Genomic DNA, 14722 nt, shown 5'->3' on the forward strand with positions numbered 1-14722 from the left:
CGCGGCGCGCTTCGTCACGCGAGCCCGCCGTTGACGGACAACACCTGCCCCGTCACATAGGCCGCGGCGTCGGATACCAGGTACGCGACCATCGCCGCGACTTCGTCGGGCCGGCCCGCGCGCTGCGCGGGCACGAGCTGCTTGATGCGTTCGGCGGGAAACGCCGGTTCGGCCATCGGCGATGCGATGATGCCGGGCGCCACCGCGTTCACGGTGATGCCGCGCGACGCGAGCTCCAGCGACAGCGACTTCGTCGCGCCGATCAGCCCCGCCTTCGCGGCCGCGTAGTTGGCCTGCCCGCGATTGCCCGTCACGCCGGCCACCGACGCGATGTTGACGATCCGTCCGCGCCGCGTGCGGATCATCGGCAGCAGCAGCGGCTGCGTGACGTTGAAAAAGCCGTTGAGCGTCACGTCGATCACGCTGTGCCACTGCCGGCGCGACATGCCGGCCATCGGCGCGTCGTCGTGAATGCCCGCGTTGTTGACGAGGATCTGCACCGGCGCATCGTCGATGAACGGCTGCAGCACGGCGAGCGTCGCATCGGCGTCGGTCACGTCGAACGCGATCGCGTGCGCGGCGCCGCCGGCCGCGACGATCTGCTGCGCGACGGCCTCCGCCTGCGCGAGATGGCGGTTCGCATGCACCCACACTTCATGGCCGGCCTGCGCGAGCGCCGCGCAGATCGCCTGCCCGAGTGCGCCGCTGCCGCCCGTCACGAGCGCCCGCATCGAATTGCTCCGTTCATCGCGTTCTCACCTCGATCGATGCGGCCGCGCGCCGTCCGTCGAGCGCCGCCGCGTGCCGTCCTCACCGTTGCATCGCGCCCGTGCGCTACACCCATGCGCGCCGCCGTCACTTCGTGCGATGCGCGGCGACATAGGCCGCGAGCGCCCCGAGCGTCGCAAAGATCTTTTGGTTGTCCGGATTGTCCGAGCGCAGTTCGAAGCCGTATTTCTTCGAAATCAGCAGCGCGATTTCCAGGATGTCGATGGAGTCGAGCCCGAACCCTTCGCCATACAGCGGAGTATCGGCCGTCACTGTGTCGAGCGGGACGTCTTCGAGATTCAATTCGCCGATGATCAGCGTGGCGAGCTCTTGTTCCAGTGCGTTCATCATGGGTGCGTGCAGGCGGCCCATGGCAGCGGGAGGTGCACGGAAACGGCAACCGTCGGGCACGCCCGGCGCGTGCGAAATCTCCGTCCCTCCGGCGTCTGCCGGCTTCCCCGCCTGCGTCGTTGGGGGATTGTTTGTAAAAGTTACGCGGATTCTAGACGAAGGGTATCGGGCCGTATACCGCGAATGGTTACAAGACTGGCGAGCCATCGCCGCGGCCCGTTTCGGACGCGAATGCACGAGACGCTTGAGCCGCTTCGGATGGAAATGGACCGACCCCGCGAAACCGTTCGTCCGGTGCCATACAATCGGTTACAAAACCCGGTCGCGGCGGCCCCGAACCGCGCTGCCGCGGCCCTAAAATGAGCGTGCCCGACCACCGGCCCGGACCCGCGTCCCGGCCACCATTCATATGATGTTTGACGCCCGCCCCGCGTCCCCCACGATCCGCCCGATGTTTCCAGCCATGCCGCATCCGCCCTTGCGCTCCGTTCCGGTTCGCCCGCCCGTCCGCCGCTGCCGCACGGCCGCCGACCGCTGCGCGCGCCGCGCGGCCGGAGGCCGCCGATGAGCCGGCTGCTGCCCGTCGCGCGGGGTGTCGCCGCGGTCGGCGTCGTGGCCGCCTACCAGGCCGGCGCGCACTACGCGAGCGCAACGCCTGGCGCGCACGGCTTCGGCCTCGCGATGGCGCTCGTGCCGCCGCTGCTGCTCGCGCTCGGCGCGGCGCTGCGCTCGCCGCGGCGGGCGTGGCTCGTGCCGGCCTGGCTGCTGGTCGCCGCCACGCTGTGGGCCGCGCGCGCGCCGCTCGCGCAGCACTTCGAATGGGGCCTGTATCTGGAGCACGCGAGCTTCAACGTCGCGATGGCGCTGCTGTTCGGCCGCACGCTCGTGGCCGGCCAGGTCCCGCTGTGCACGCGCTTCGCGGCGATGATCCACGGCACGGTCACGCCGGCCGTCGCGCGCTACACACGGCGCATCACGCTCGCGTGGACGCTGTTCTTCGTCGCGATCGCCGCCGTGTCGACGCTGCTGTTCGCGACCGCGCCGATCGTCACGTGGTCGACCTTCGCGAACTATCTGTCGCTGCCGCTCGTCGCCGCGATGTTCGCGGCCGAGCATGCGTGCCGGCGTTTCGCGCTGCCGCACGAGCCGCGGCCGCGGATGGTCGACGCGGTGCGCGCGTATCGCGCGTCGACCCACGCATCGCAGGGCTCGCGATGAATTCATGACCGGCACGGCCCCGCGGCCGTGCCGGCCTTCGTTCCCGTCTTGACCGATTTATGCCGACTCACCCGCTGGTATTCCATTCCTCGCCGGACCAGACGATCGCCTGGCGCGACGGCGCGCCCGTCACCGTGCGCGCGTTCGTCGCCGACGTCGCGCGCGTGGCCGCCGCGCTACCCGCCGGCGGCCACGTGTTCAACGTGTGCCGCGACCGCTATCGCTTCGCGGTCAGCCTGTGCGCGGCGCTCGTCGCCGGCAGGATCAGCCTGCTGCCGTCTACGCACACGCCGGAAATGGTCCGTCAGCTCGCGTCGTTCGCGCCCGACGCGTTCTGCCTGCACGACGCGCCCGATTGCACGATCGACCTGCCGCGCTTCGCGTATCCCGATGCCGCGCCCGGCGAACCGGCGAGCGACGCGCCGTTCGCCGTGCCGCGGATCGATGCGGCGCGGATCATGGCCTACGTGTTCACGTCCGGCTCGACCGGCCAGCCGGTGCCGCACCGCAAGACCTGGGGCTTCCTGGTCGGCTGCGTGCGCGCGGCGGCCGCTCGCCTCGGGCTGCTCGACGGCCGCGCGGCCACGCTGATCGGCACGGTGCCCGCGCAGCACATGTACGGCTTCGAATCGACGGTGCTGCTCGCGCTGCTCGGCGGCCTCGCGTTCAGCAACCGCCAGCCGTTCTATCCGGGCGACATTCGCGACGAGCTCGATGCGATCCCGCAGCCGCGCGTGCTCGTCACGTCGCCGATCCACCTGCGTGCGCTGCTGTCGGCCGGCCATGCGCTGCCGCCCGCGGCGCTCGTGCTGTCGGCCACGGCGCCGCTGTCGGAAAAGCTCGCGCGCGAAGCCGAGGCCGCGCTCGACGCGCCGCTCGTCGAGATCTACGGCAGCACCGAAACCGGCCAGATCGCGACCCGTCGCACGTCGCAAGGCGCCGCGTGGGAACTGTTCCCGGACATCCGGCTCGACGCACGCGACGAACCGGACGGCGACGACAACGGGCCGACCGTGTGGGTATCGGGCGGCCACGTCGAGGCGCCGGTGCCGATGGGCGACGCGCTCGAACTGCTCGGCGACGGCCGGTTCCTGCTGCACGGCCGCAAGGCCGACCTCGTCAACATCGCCGGCAAGCGCACGTCGCTCGCGTACCTGAACCATCAGCTCAACGCGATTGCCCAGGTGGTCGACGGCGTGTTCTTCATGCCCGACGAAGCCGCGCCGGCGCACGGCGACACGGCGCTCGAGCCGGTCACGCGGCTCGTCGCGCTCGTCGTCGCGCCGACGCTCGCGGCCGCCGATCTGCAACGCGCGCTGCGCGAGCGGATCGATCCCGCGTTCATGCCGCGCCCGCTCGTGTTCGTCGATGCGCTGCCGCGCAACGAAACGGGCAAGCTGCCGCGCGACGTGCTGGCCGCGCTCGTCGCGCACCATGCGCGCGCGACGGCCACGGCGGCTGCAACGGCCGCGCCGCCCGCCGAGCGCGCCCCGGCCGGCACGCCCGCGCTTGCGTTCACGATTGCCGCCGACCATCCCGCGCTGCCCGGCCACTTCCCCGGCCATCCGGTCGTGCCGGGCGTCGTGCTGCTCGATCGCGCGATCCATACGATCGGTGCGGCGCTGAACCGTCCGCTGCACACGTGGCGGCTCGGGTCCGCGAAATTCCTGAGTCCGGTCGCACCCGGCGAACCGCTCGCGCTCGCGTACGACGCCGCGGCCAGCGGCGCGATCCGCTTCACGGTGCGCGCCGGGTCGCGCGAGGTCGCGAGCGGCGTGCTGTCCGCACCGCCGGCCGCGCAGGACGGTGCGCAACGATGAAACGCACCGCATGGGCCGAGCGCCAGGAGCGCAGCAACGCGAGCCTGCTGCGTGCGATGACGTGGATCTCGCTGCGCTTCGGCCGACCGCGCGCGCGCATCGTGCTGCACCTGATCGCGACGTATTTCGTGCTGTTCTCGCCGGCCGCGTGCGCGGCGTCGCGCGACTACCTGCGCCGCGTGCTCGGCCGCCCCGCGCGCTGGCGCGACGTGTACCGGCACGTATTCACGTTCGCGGCGACGATCCACGATCGCGTCTACCTGATGAACGGACGCTTCGACCTGTTCGACATCCGGCTGCACGGCGAGACGCGCGTCGATGCCGCGCTCGCGGATGGGCGCGGCGCGTTCCTGATGGGCGCGCACCTCGGCAGCTTCGAGGTCGTGCGCGCGATCGGCCGCACGCGTCCGGACCTGCGCGTGGTCGTCACGATGTACGAGGAGAACGCGCGCAAGATCAACGCGACGCTCGCCGCGGTGAACCCGGCCGCGCAGCCGGAGGTGATTCCGCTCGGGCACGTCGACTCGATGCTGAAGGTGCGCGAGCGCCTCGACGCGAACTGCTTGGTCGGCATGCTCGCCGATCGCACGCTGCTCGACGACGCGGCCGCGTCGCTGCGACGCCTGCCGCTGCTCGGCGCGCCGGCCGCGTTTCCGCTCGGGCCGCTTTACATGGCCGCGATGCTGAAGCGCCCGGTGATCTTCATGACGGGCCTCTATCGCGACGGCAACCGCTACGACGTGCACTTCGAGACGCTCGCCGATTTCTCCGACGTGCGGCGCGACGCGCGCGCGGCGGCGGTCGACGCGGCGCTCGCGCGCTACGTCGCGCTCCTCGACAAGTACTGCCGCATGGCGCCGTACAACTGGTTCAACTATTTCGATTTCTGGCAGGGCGGCGATGCCGCGGCCGCGCGCCGCGCTGTGGCGCACGCCGGCGCCGACCTGCCCGCCACGAGGGATTCCGACGCATGATCGCCGTTCGCCGCCGCCGCCCACTCCCGTTCTCGCCGCACCGCATCGCCCGCGTGCTCGCCGCCGCGGCCGCCACGATCGTGCTGGCCATGCCCGCGCACGCAGCCGACGCCGGCTCGGCGTGGACCCTCGACCGGCTGATGTCGACGCTCGCGCAGCACAAGTCGGGCCGCGCGACCTTCACCGAGACGAAAACCCTGTCGATTGCCGAGCAGCCGATCGAATCGTCGGGTGAACTGATGTTCGTCGCGCCCGACCATCTGGAAAAGCACACGCTGAGCCCGAAACCCGAACACCTCGTCGTCGACGGCGACATGCTCACCGTCGAGCGCAACAATCGCAAGTACACGCTCGCGCTCGCGCGCTATCCGGAGCTCGGCGCGTTCATCGACAGCATCCGCGCGACGCTCGCCGGCAACCGCTTCGCGCTCGAACAGGTGTACAGGGTAGCCCTTTCCGGACGCGGCGACGACTGGACGCTGACGCTCACGCCGCTCGATTCGCGGATGCTGAAGGTCGTCAGCACGATCACGCTCGACGGCACGCGCGACGTGTTGCGCAGCGTCGCGATCCGGCAGGCCGACGGTGATCGTTCGGTGATGCGCCTGCAACCGGTCGCGGCGAACGCGAACTGATGGACGAGCGCACGCGCCCCGCCCCCGTCGCCCGCCGCGTGCCCGCATGGCGGCAGCGCGCGGTGCTCGCGTGGCTGCTCGCGCTCGTCGCGTGCGGTATCGCGATCGGGCGCGCGCACTTCACGGCCGACCTGTCCGCGTTCCTGCCGAATGCGCCGAGCGCCGGGCAGCGCGTGCTCGTCGACCAGTTGCGCGACGGCATCGTGTCGCGCCTGATTCTCGTCGCGATCGACGGCGGCGACGCGGGCACGCGCGCCGCGCTGTCGCGGCGCATGGCCGGCACGCTGCGCACCGATCCGCAGTTCGCGGCCGTGCACAACGGCGAGGCCGCGAACGACGCGCGCGACCGGCAATTCATCTTCGACCATCGCTATCTGCTGAGCCCGGCCGTCACGCCGCAGCGCTTCAGCGCCGACGGCTTGCACCGGGCGCTCGGCGACAGCCTCGACCTGCTGGGTTCGTCGGCCGGCCTCGTCGCGAAGGCGATGCTGCCGCGCGACCCGACCGGCGAAGTCGCCGCGCTGGTCGACGGGCTCGACAGCGCGGCCGAACCGGCGAGCCGCGACGGCGTGTGGGCGTCGCGCGACGGCACGCGCGCGGTGCTGGTCGTGCAGACTGCCGCCGCCGGCTCCGATACCGACGCGCAGGCCCGCGCGATCGACGCCGTGCGCCGCGCGTTCGCGGCCGCGACGCGGGCCGTGCCGAACGCGAACGCCGCGACGCTTGCGATGACCGGCCCCGGCGTGTTCTCGGTCGACACACGCGACACGATCCGGCACGACGTCGAACGGTTGTCGACGGCAAGCGTCGTGCTGATCGTCGCGCTGCTGCTCACGCTGTACCGTTCGCCGCGCACGCTCGCGCTCGGCCTGCTGCCGGTGCTGACCGGCGTCGCGGCCGGGATCGCGGCGGTCGGCGTCGCGTTCGGCACGGTCCACGGGCTGACGCTCGGTTTCGGCACGACGCTGATCGGCGAAGCCGTCGACTATGCGATCTACCTGTTCGTGCAATCGGCGCAGGCCGGCACGCGCGGCGCCGCCCGGCCGGCCGACGCGACGCGCGCGTGGGTCGCCGCGTACTGGCCGACGATCCGGCTCGGCGTGCTGACGTCGGTGTGCGGGTTCGCGTCGATGCTGTTCTCCGGCTTCCCGGGCCTCGTGCAACTCGGGCTGTATTCGATCGTCGGGCTGACGGCCGCCGCGCTCGTCACGCGCTTCGTGCTGCCGCACCTGCGCGGCGAGCATGTCGCGATCCGCGACGTATCGCGCGTCGGCGCCGTGCTCGCGCGCGCGGCCGACGCCGCGCCGCGGCTGCGCGGGCCGCTCGCGGTGCTCGTGGTCGCCGCGTGCGCGACGCTCGCGCTGCATCGCGACGCCCTGTGGAGCCGCGAGCTCGCCGCGCTCAGCCCGGTGCCCGCGCCAGCGCAGGCGCTCGACGCGCGGCTGCGCGCCGACGTCGGCGCGCCCGACGTGCGCTATCTCGTCGTGATCGCCGCGCCGACCGAACAGGCCGCGCTCGAAGGCGCGGAAAAAGTCGCCGCGCAGTTGCAGCCGCTCGTCGACCGCGGCGCGCTCGGCGGTTTCGAAAACCCCGCACGCTACCTGCCGAGCGATGCCGCGCAGCGCGCGCGCCAGGCGAGCCTGCCGGATGCAACGGCGCTCGCCGCACGAATGCGCGATGCCGTCGCGCACCAGCCGATCGCGGTGAAACCCGGCCTGTTCGCGCCGTTCCTCGCCGACGTCGACGCCGCACGCTGCGCGCCGCTGCTGACGCGCGCGGACCTGCGCGGCACGTCGATGGCGCTCGCCGTCGATGCGCTGCTGACCGAACGCGACGGCCGCTGGAGCGCGATGCTGCCGCTGCGGGCGCCGGACGCCGCGCGCGCCGCGCAGCCCGCGTCGAGCCTCGACGCCGCGCCGATTCGCGCCGCCGTCGCGCGCGCGGGCGTGCCCGAGGCGCTGTTCGTCGACATGAAGGCCGAAGCCGATCGCCTGTACGTGAGCTACGTGCACGAGGACATCCGGCTGTCGCTCGCAGGATTCGCCGCAATCGCCGTGCTGCTGGCGATTGCGTTGCGCTCGCCGCGCCGCGCCGTGCGCGCCCTCGCCCCGCTCGTCGCGGCCGTGCTGGTCGTGACGGCCGGCTTCGCGCTCGCCGGCGTGCCACTGACGATCCTGCACCTCGTCGGGATGCTGCTGATCGTCGCGGTCGGCTCGAACTACGCGCTGTTCTTCTGCCGGCGCGACGACGCGCAGCCCGTCACGCCGTACACGCTCGTGTCGCTGCTGATCGCGAACCTCGCGACGGTCGCCGGCTTCGGGCTGCTCGCGCTGTCGCGCGTGCCGCTGCTCGAAACCTTCGGGCTGACCGTCGGCCCCGGCGCGATGCTCGCGCTCGCGTTCGCGGCGATTCTCGCGCCGCGCGCCGAGGGAACCGCGGGGTTCGGCCCGCGCGAACGAGGAGGCCGCGCATGAACGTGCCGCCTGTCATCTCGCCGCGCGATGCCGGCGACGCACGGCGCTGGAAGCCCACGCCGCTGATCGCGAGCGCCGCCGCGCTGCACGCCGGCGCGGCCGCAACCGTGATCGCGCAACCGGCCGCGTGGCCGTGGGCCGTCGGCGGCGTGGTCGCGTCGCATCTCGCGCTGACCGCGGCCGGCCTGTGGCCGCGCAGCACGCTGCTCGGCCCGAACTGGACACGCCTGCCGGCCGGCGCGGGCCGCCGCATCGCGCTGACGATCGACGACGGTCCCGACCCGGACGTCACCCCGCGCGTACTCGACCTGCTCGACCGCTACGACGCGCGCGCGACGTTCTTTTGCATCGGCGATCTCGCGCGCCGCCATCCGCGATGGATCGAGGCGATCGTCGCGCGCGGCCATGCGGTCGAGAACCACAGCCAGCGGCACCGCCATACGTTCTCGCTGTCGGGGCCGGCCGCGCTGCGACGCGAGATCGCGGCCGCGCAGCAGACGCTGACCGACATCGCCGGCACGCGCCCGCTGTTCTTCCGCGCGCCGGCCGGCCTGCGCAACCCGTTTCTCGAACCGGTGCTGTGCGAATTCGGCCTGCAACTCGCGAGCTGGACGCGGCGCGGCTTCGACACGCGTGCGCGCGACGCCGCGACCGTCACGCGCCGCCTGCTGCACGGGCTCGATGCACGCGACATCCTGCTCGTGCACGACGGTCATGCGGCGCGCGATGCGCGCGGCGAACCGGTCGTGCTCGACGTGCTGCCCGCGGTGCTGCGCGCGGCCGCCGGCGCGCAGTTGCACTGGACCACCTTGCGCGCGGCGCGCGCGCCCGAACCGTCCGGCCAGCCGGGCGTTTCGGCACCCCCGTTTGATAAAATCTGACCTCGAACGGCGCGCGTGCCAGCCCTGCTGCCGCGCCTGTTCCGGCCACCGGATGCGACCCTCGTGAACCCTCTCCTGCTCTCGCACTTCACCGCCACCAGCTGCATCGGCCGCGGCCTCGACGCGACCCTCGATGCGTTGCGCCACGCCCGCGGCGGGCTCGCGCCGTGCCACTTCGAGCGTGCGGATCTCGATACGTGGATCGGCGCGGTGGACGGTGTCGATGCACAGCCCGTGCGCGCCGATCTCGCCGACTTCGACTGCCGCAACAACCGCCTCGCGCAACTCGGCCTGACGCAGGACGGCTTCGACGCGCACGTCGCGGCGGCGGTCGCGCGCTACGGCGCCGCACGCGTCGGCGTGTTCATCGGCACGAGCACGGCCGGCATCCTCGAAACCGAACGCGCGTACCAGCGCCGCGATCCGGCGAGCGGCGCGCTGCCGGCCGATTTCCGCTACGCGCACACGCACAACCCGTATTCGCCGGCCGCGTTCGTGCGCGCGTATTTCGCGCTGCGCGGGCCGGCGATGGCGATCTCGTCCGCGTGCTCGTCGGGCGCGAAGGTGTTCGGCTCCGCGCGACGCATGATCGAGGCAGGGCTGATCGACGCGGCCGTCGTCGGCGGCGTCGATTCGCTGTGCCTGACCACGCTATACGGCTTCAACTCGCTCGAATTGCTGTCGCGCCAGCCGTGCCGGCCGTTCGATCGCGCGCGCGACGGCATCTCGATCGGCGAAGCCGCCGCGTTCGCGCTCGTCGAACGCGTCCCTGCCCCGCCCGCCGCGCTCGACGGCGACGCGATCCTGCTGCTCGGCATCGGCGAATCGAGCGACGCGCACCACATGTCGTCGCCGCATCCGGAAGGGCTCGGCGCGCGCGCCGCGATCGAGCAGGCGCTCGCGTCCGCCGGCCTCGGCGCGCACGAGATCGACTACGTGAACCTGCACGGCACCGCGACGCCGAGCAACGACGCAGCGGAAAGCCGCGCGCTCGGCGCACTGTTCGCCCGCACGCCGTGCAGCTCGACGAAGGGCGCGACCGGCCACACGCTGGGCGCGGCCGGCGCGCTGGAGGCGATCGTCGCCGCGCTCGCGCTGCGCGAGCAATTCGTGCCGGCCGGCGTCAACACGACGCAGCCCGACCCGGCGCTCGCAGCCGATTACGTGCTCGCGAGCCGCAACACGCGCGTGCACGCCGTCCTCTCCAATTCGTTCGGCTTCGGCGGCACGAATTGCAGCCTGCTCCTCGGCCGCGCCCAGAGCGTGGCCGGCCGCGCCCGACGTTGAGGCCCGCCATGACACTCACCGCCTTCATCGAAAGCATCGGCCTCGTCGGGCCGGGATTGCACGACTGGCCGCATGCGGCCGACGTGCTCGCGGGCCGTGCGCCGTACGTGCCGGCCCGCACCGAGCTGCCGCCGCCGGCCGGGCTGCCGTCCGCCGAACGGCGCCGCACGGGCCCCGTCGTGCGCGCCGCGCTCGCGGTCGGCCACGAAGCGGTGGCCGCGAGCGGCCGCGACGCCGCGACGCTCGCGACCGTATTCAGCGCGTCCGGCGGCGACGGCCAGAACTGCCACGCGATCTGCGACACGCTGGCCGGCGACGATCGCCAGCTGTCGCCGACCCGCTTCCACAATTCGGTGCACAACGCGCCGGCCGGCTACTGGAGCATCGCGACCCGCGCGACGGCGACGTCGAACGTGCTGTGCGCGCACGACGGCAGCTTTGCCGCCGGCCTGCTCGAAAGCCTGTGCCAGGTCGTCGTCGATCGCGTGCCGAGCCTGCTGATCGCGTACGACACCGACTATCCGGAACCGCTGCGCACGGTGCGGCCGATCGACGACGCATTCGGCGTCGCGCTCGTGTTCGCGCCGGAAGCCGGCGAACGCACGCTCGCCCGCATCGACGTGCAGCTCACCGATGCACCCGCGACGACGCTCGCGCATGCCGGACTCGACGCGCTGCGCGCCGGCAATCCGGCCGCGCGCGTGCTGCCGCTGCTCGATGCGCTCGCCACGCGGCGCTCGACGCGCGTCGTGCTCGACTACCTCGACGATACGCGCGTGCAGGTCGACGTCGCGATGTCCGAACCGTCGGCGGAGCGCGCGCGATGACCGCAACGGCCGGATCGACCCCGCCGCTCGACCGCGCGTGGATTGCCGCGCACATTCCGCATGCCGGCGCGATGTGCATGCTCGATTCGGTCGACGCGTGGGATGCCGAACGAATCCGCTGCACCGCGACGAGCCACCGCGATCCGCACAACCCGCTGCGCGCGCACGGGCGGCTCGCGTCGGTCTGCGGCATCGAATACGCGGCGCAGGCGATGGCCGTCCACGGCGCGCTGCTCGGCGCGCACGAAGCGCCGCCGCGCGTCGGCTATCTCGCGAGCGTGCGCAACGTCGACGCGTTCGTCGACCGGCTCGACACGTTCGAAGCGCCGCTCATCGTCGATGCGCAGCGGATGAGCGGCGACAGCCGCTCGGTGCTGTACGGCTTCGCGCTGCGCTGCGGCGAGCGCGTGCTGCTGTCCGGCCGCGCGGCGGTGATGCTCGACGCATCGGCCGCCGGCGCGTTTCAACCGGCGCCTGCCGGCCACACGAATCCTCGATGACGAGGCTTACCTCAAGGAAACCGGTCGTGAAAGTTCGTCAGTTCATTGGCGCCGCGCTCGTTCTGGCGCTGCTCAGCCCGCTCGCGCACGCGGACATGTCGGAAGTGAAGCAGGACATCAAGCGCGATTCGAAGGAAGCCGCGCATAAGACCGGCGAGGCCGCACGCAGCTTCGGCCACGCGACCGCGAGCGCAGCGAAGGCGGTCGGGCACGGCGTCGCCCACGTATCGCGCGAAGGCTGGGATGCCACCAAGCGCACGACGAAGCGGATCTTCCACAAGAACGACGCGGGCGAGTCGGCTGGAAAGCGCGAGAAGAACGACTGACTGCGCGCCCCGCGCGCGCTGCCGACGGCATGTGCGCGCGCCGTGACCGCTCACCCACTGCTCACCGACCGCTCGGCCATCGCTCACCGCTGGCGACGCGCCGGCGCCGCCGTCAGCGTGCCCGGCGCATGCGGTGCGGCGACCTCGCCGGCCTGCGCGCGAGGCACTTGCCGTACGCGACGAGCCAGCAATCGCGATGATCGAAGTTCCGCAGCAGCCGTGCGCGGCGCCGCTCGAGCCAGTAGAGCGAGATCGCCATCGTCAGCCCGATGGCCAGCGCCGAGCCGCCGATCGCCAGCCCGATCCAGGTGTCGCCCATGCGTTCTCCGGAATGCGGCGCCGAAGCGGCGCGCCTGCCGCCGCTCCGGCACGGGATGGGGAACGCGGCCCGCCCCCGTGCGAGCGCCGTGCGGGCCGCCGCACGTCACTGCATGTGCTGACCGCCGTTGATCGCGATGTTGGAGCCCGTCACGAAGCCGGCCTCCTCCGAGCACAGGTAAGCCACCAGCGCCGCGACTTCCTCGGGCTTGCCGAGCCGGCCCGCAGGAATCTGCGGGAGGATCTTCGTGTCGAGGATGTCCTGCGGGATCGCGGTGACCATCTTCGTCGCCAGATAGCCCGGCGACACCGTGTTCACCGTCACGCCCTTGCGCGCGACCTCGAGCGCGAGCGATTTCGTGAAGCCGTGCATGCCGGCTTTCGCGGCCGCGTAGTTGGTCTGGCCGACCGCCCCCTTCGAGCCGTTCACCGACGAGATGTTGACGATACGGCCCCAGCCGCGCTCGACCATGCCGTCGCAGACCGGCTTCGTCACGTTGAACACAGAATCGAGGTTCGTGCGGATCACCGCGTCCCAGTTGACCTTGTCGAGCTTGCGCAGCGTCATGTCGCGCGTGATGCCCGCGTTGTTCACGAGAATGTCGACCGGGCCGACGTCCCGTACGATCTTCTCGATGCATTGCTGGCACGAGTCGTGATCGGCCACGTCCACCGGGTACGCATCGAATTCCCGGCCGGCCGCATGCATCTCGGTCAGCCAGCGGTCCGCGCCGGCGTTGTTCGGCGAATACGTAACGACCACCCGGTGACCCGCGTCGTTCAACCGGATGCTGACCGCCTCGCCGAGGCCGCCCATTCCACCTGTCACAACTGCAATTCGCTTAGTCATACTATGAATTACCGACAAAAAAGTAATCGATGAAAGGCGGAGCGACGGCCTCGCACATGCTGCCGCCCCACCGCTTCGATGCGCAGCCGCCCGCGTCGCGGGCGCGGCACGCACCGGCGCCGCGCTGTGTTGTTGACTGCCTGTGTTGCGCGAAAACCGCCGGGCTCGCTTGCGACGCCGATTCGCGCCGCAAGCGAGCCGTGTCGTCAGACGCGCTGCTCAGACGCGCTCGATCGCGAGCGCGACGCCCATCCCGCCGCCGATGCACAGCGACGCCAGCCCGCGCTTCGCATCGCGCTTGGCCATCTCGTGCAGCAGCGTCACCAGGATCCGGCAGCCCGACGCGCCGATCGGATGGCCGATCGCGATCGCCCCGCCGTTCACGTTCACCTTCGACGTGTCCCAGCCCATCTGCTTGTGCACCGCCAGCGCCTGCGCCGCGAACGCCTCGTTGATCTCCATCAGATCCAGGTCGCCCGGCGTCCAGCCCGCGCGCTCCAGCGCACGGCGCGACGCCGGCACCGGGCCCATGCCCATCACGCTCGGATCCACGCCCGCGTTCGCGTACGCCTTGATCCGCGCCAGCGGCGTCAGGCCCAGCGCCGCCGCCTTCTGCGCCGACATCACCAGCACCGCCGCCGCGCCGTCGTTCAGCCCCGACGCGTTCGCCGCCGTCACCGAGCCGTCCTTCGCGAACGCCGGCTTCAGCCCGGCCAGCGACTCCGCCGTCACGCCGTGACGCACGAACTCGTCGGTCGCGAACTGCAGCGGTTCGCCCTTGCGTTGCGGGATCGACACCGGCACGATCTCGTCATCGAAACGCCCGGCCTTCTGCGCGGCTTCCGCCTTGTTCTGCGACAGCGCCGCGAACGCGTCCTGCTCTTCGCGCGTGATCCCGTATTCCTTCGCGACGTTCTCTGCCGTGATGCCCATGTGGTACTGGTTGTACACGTCCCACAGCCCGTCGACGATCATCGTGTCGACCAGCTTCGCGTCGCCCATCCGGAACCCGTCGCGCGAGCCCGGCAGCACGTGCGGCGCCGCGCTCATGTTCTCCTGGCCGCCCGCGATCACGATCTCCGCGTCGCCCGCGACGATCGCGTTCGCCGCCAGCATCACGGCCTTCAGGCCCGAACCGCACACCTTGTTGATCGTCATGCCCGGCACGGCGCTCGGCAGCCCCGCCTTGATCAGCGACTGCCGCGCCGGGTTCTGCCCGGAGCCGGCCGTCAGCACCTGGCCCATGATCACTTCGCTGACCTGCTCGGGCTTCACGCCCGAGCGCTCCAGCACCGCGCGGATCACCGTCGCGCCCAGTTCCGGCGCCGCGAACTTCGCGAGCGAGCCGCCGAATTTGCCGACCGCGGTCCGCGCGGCCGATACGATCACTACATCCGTCATGTTCAGTTCCTGCATCGAAATCAGTTCGTCGTGGTGACGCCGGCACGAGGCGGTTGCACATGGCGACGGCGTGCGTCGGGCCACCCGCCGCG

The 14722-nt window shown here is 71.8% G+C and carries 15 protein-coding genes; 10 read left to right on the forward strand and 5 right to left on the reverse strand.

Annotated elements, in window-relative coordinates; all coding sequences use genetic code 11:
* Positions 1–14 precede the first annotated feature (14 nt).
* Together fabG and CFB89_RS14350 are read right to left on the reverse strand one after the other, a co-directional pair.
* Positions 15–731 carry a 3-oxoacyl-ACP reductase FabG gene (gene fabG / locus CFB89_RS14345; RefSeq protein WP_089468441.1) on the reverse strand — a complete coding sequence of 239 codons (717 nt, stop codon included), beginning with the start codon at positions 729–731 and terminating at the stop codon, positions 15–17.
* 124 nt (positions 732–855) lie between these two features.
* A complete protein-coding gene (locus CFB89_RS14350; protein ID WP_084044082.1) occupies positions 856–1140 on the reverse strand; it encodes a phosphopantetheine-binding protein in 285 nt (94 codons plus the stop codon).
* Positions 1141–1683: 543 nt separating this feature from the next.
* On the opposite strand from CFB89_RS14350, the gene CFB89_RS14360 reads away from it, so the two are divergent.
* From CFB89_RS14360 to CFB89_RS14405, 10 genes are all read left to right on the forward strand, one after another.
* Positions 1684–2337 (forward strand): hypothetical protein, encoded by a 654-nt coding sequence (locus CFB89_RS14360; RefSeq protein ID WP_089468442.1) that lies wholly within the window; start codon positions 1684–1686, stop codon positions 2335–2337.
* A gap of 59 nt (positions 2338–2396) precedes the next feature.
* A complete protein-coding gene (locus tag CFB89_RS14365; RefSeq protein ID WP_089468443.1) occupies positions 2397–4157 on the forward strand; it encodes an AMP-binding protein in 1761 nt (586 codons plus the stop codon).
* Positions 4154–5131, forward strand: a complete 978-nt coding sequence (locus CFB89_RS14370) for an acyl-CoA synthetase (RefSeq protein ID WP_089468444.1) — start codon at positions 4154–4156, stop codon at positions 5129–5131. The genes CFB89_RS14365 and CFB89_RS14370 overlap by 4 nt, the downstream gene beginning before the upstream one ends.
* Positions 5128–5766, forward strand: a complete 639-nt coding sequence (locus CFB89_RS14375) for an outer membrane lipoprotein carrier protein LolA (RefSeq protein WP_089468445.1) — start codon at positions 5128–5130, stop codon at positions 5764–5766. The genes CFB89_RS14370 and CFB89_RS14375 overlap by 4 nt, the downstream gene beginning before the upstream one ends.
* Positions 5766–8240 (forward strand): MMPL family transporter, encoded by a 2475-nt coding sequence (locus tag CFB89_RS14380; RefSeq protein WP_089468446.1) that lies wholly within the window; start codon positions 5766–5768, stop codon positions 8238–8240. Before CFB89_RS14375 ends, CFB89_RS14380 begins: the two co-directional genes overlap by 1 nt.
* Positions 8237–9121 (forward strand): polysaccharide deacetylase family protein, encoded by an 885-nt coding sequence (locus CFB89_RS14385; RefSeq protein ID WP_089468447.1) that lies wholly within the window; start codon positions 8237–8239, stop codon positions 9119–9121. The genes CFB89_RS14380 and CFB89_RS14385 overlap by 4 nt, the downstream gene beginning before the upstream one ends.
* Before the next feature lie 63 nt (positions 9122–9184).
* Positions 9185–10408 (forward strand): beta-ketoacyl-[acyl-carrier-protein] synthase family protein, encoded by a 1224-nt coding sequence (locus CFB89_RS14390; RefSeq protein WP_089468793.1) that lies wholly within the window; start codon positions 9185–9187, stop codon positions 10406–10408.
* An 8-nt stretch (positions 10409–10416) separates the two neighbouring features.
* Positions 10417–11235 (forward strand): beta-ketoacyl synthase chain length factor, encoded by an 819-nt coding sequence (locus CFB89_RS14395; protein ID WP_089468448.1) that lies wholly within the window; start codon positions 10417–10419, stop codon positions 11233–11235.
* Positions 11232–11735 (forward strand): hotdog family protein, encoded by a 504-nt coding sequence (locus CFB89_RS14400; protein WP_089468449.1) that lies wholly within the window; start codon positions 11232–11234, stop codon positions 11733–11735. The genes CFB89_RS14395 and CFB89_RS14400 overlap by 4 nt, the downstream gene beginning before the upstream one ends.
* Positions 11732–12061 (forward strand): hypothetical protein, encoded by a 330-nt coding sequence (locus tag CFB89_RS14405; protein WP_089468450.1) that lies wholly within the window; start codon positions 11732–11734, stop codon positions 12059–12061. Before CFB89_RS14400 ends, CFB89_RS14405 begins: the two co-directional genes overlap by 4 nt.
* A 112-nt stretch (positions 12062–12173) precedes the next feature.
* Here the strand turns inward: CFB89_RS14405 and CFB89_RS14410 are convergent, their stop codons facing one another.
* The 3 genes from CFB89_RS14410 to CFB89_RS14420 all read right to left on the reverse strand — a co-directional run bounded on the left by CFB89_RS14410 (position 12174) and on the right by CFB89_RS14420 (position 14630).
* Complete coding sequence (locus tag CFB89_RS14410; protein ID WP_089468451.1) at positions 12174–12380, reverse strand: hypothetical protein; 207 nt, start codon at positions 12378–12380, stop codon at positions 12174–12176.
* A gap of 105 nt (positions 12381–12485) precedes the next feature.
* Positions 12486–13229, reverse strand: coding sequence for an acetoacetyl-CoA reductase (phbB, locus tag CFB89_RS14415; protein ID WP_089468452.1), 744 nt, complete (start codon positions 13227–13229; stop codon positions 12486–12488).
* A 219-nt stretch (positions 13230–13448) separates the two neighbouring features.
* On the reverse strand, positions 13449–14630 hold the full coding sequence (locus CFB89_RS14420; protein WP_089468453.1) for an acetyl-CoA C-acetyltransferase: 1182 nt from the start codon (positions 14628–14630) through the stop codon (positions 13449–13451).
* Positions 14631–14722: the final 92 nt, after the last annotated feature.

This window comes from Burkholderia sp. AU16741 (assembly GCF_002223345.1).
Taxonomy (GTDB): domain Bacteria; phylum Pseudomonadota; class Gammaproteobacteria; order Burkholderiales; family Burkholderiaceae; genus Burkholderia; species Burkholderia sola.

Excerpts from the sequence above, each read along its gene's own strand:
- fabG (WP_089468441.1), bottom strand. The coding sequence starts at position 731 with ATGCGGGCGCTCGTGACGGGCGGCAGCGGCGCACTCGGGCAGGCGATC.
- CFB89_RS14350 (WP_084044082.1), bottom strand. The coding sequence starts at position 1,140 with ATGGGCCGCCTGCACGCACCCATGATGAACGCACTGGAACAAGAGCTC.
- CFB89_RS14360 (WP_089468442.1), top strand. The coding sequence starts at position 1,684 with ATGAGCCGGCTGCTGCCCGTCGCGCGGGGTGTCGCCGCGGTCGGCGTC.
- CFB89_RS14365 (WP_089468443.1), top strand. The coding sequence starts at position 2,397 with ATGCCGACTCACCCGCTGGTATTCCATTCCTCGCCGGACCAGACGATC.
- CFB89_RS14370 (WP_089468444.1), top strand. The coding sequence starts at position 4,154 with ATGAAACGCACCGCATGGGCCGAGCGCCAGGAGCGCAGCAACGCGAGC.
- CFB89_RS14375 (WP_089468445.1), top strand. The coding sequence starts at position 5,128 with ATGATCGCCGTTCGCCGCCGCCGCCCACTCCCGTTCTCGCCGCACCGC.
- CFB89_RS14380 (WP_089468446.1), top strand. The coding sequence starts at position 5,766 with ATGGACGAGCGCACGCGCCCCGCCCCCGTCGCCCGCCGCGTGCCCGCA.
- CFB89_RS14385 (WP_089468447.1), top strand. The coding sequence starts at position 8,237 with ATGAACGTGCCGCCTGTCATCTCGCCGCGCGATGCCGGCGACGCACGG.
- CFB89_RS14395 (WP_089468448.1), top strand. The coding sequence starts at position 10,417 with ATGACACTCACCGCCTTCATCGAAAGCATCGGCCTCGTCGGGCCGGGA.
- CFB89_RS14400 (WP_089468449.1), top strand. The coding sequence starts at position 11,232 with ATGACCGCAACGGCCGGATCGACCCCGCCGCTCGACCGCGCGTGGATT.
- CFB89_RS14405 (WP_089468450.1), top strand. The coding sequence starts at position 11,732 with ATGACGAGGCTTACCTCAAGGAAACCGGTCGTGAAAGTTCGTCAGTTC.
- CFB89_RS14410 (WP_089468451.1), bottom strand. The coding sequence starts at position 12,380 with ATGGGCGACACCTGGATCGGGCTGGCGATCGGCGGCTCGGCGCTGGCC.
- phbB (WP_089468452.1), bottom strand. The coding sequence starts at position 13,229 with ATGACTAAGCGAATTGCAGTTGTGACAGGTGGAATGGGCGGCCTCGGC.
- CFB89_RS14420 (WP_089468453.1), bottom strand. The coding sequence starts at position 14,630 with ATGACGGATGTAGTGATCGTATCGGCCGCGCGGACCGCGGTCGGCAAA.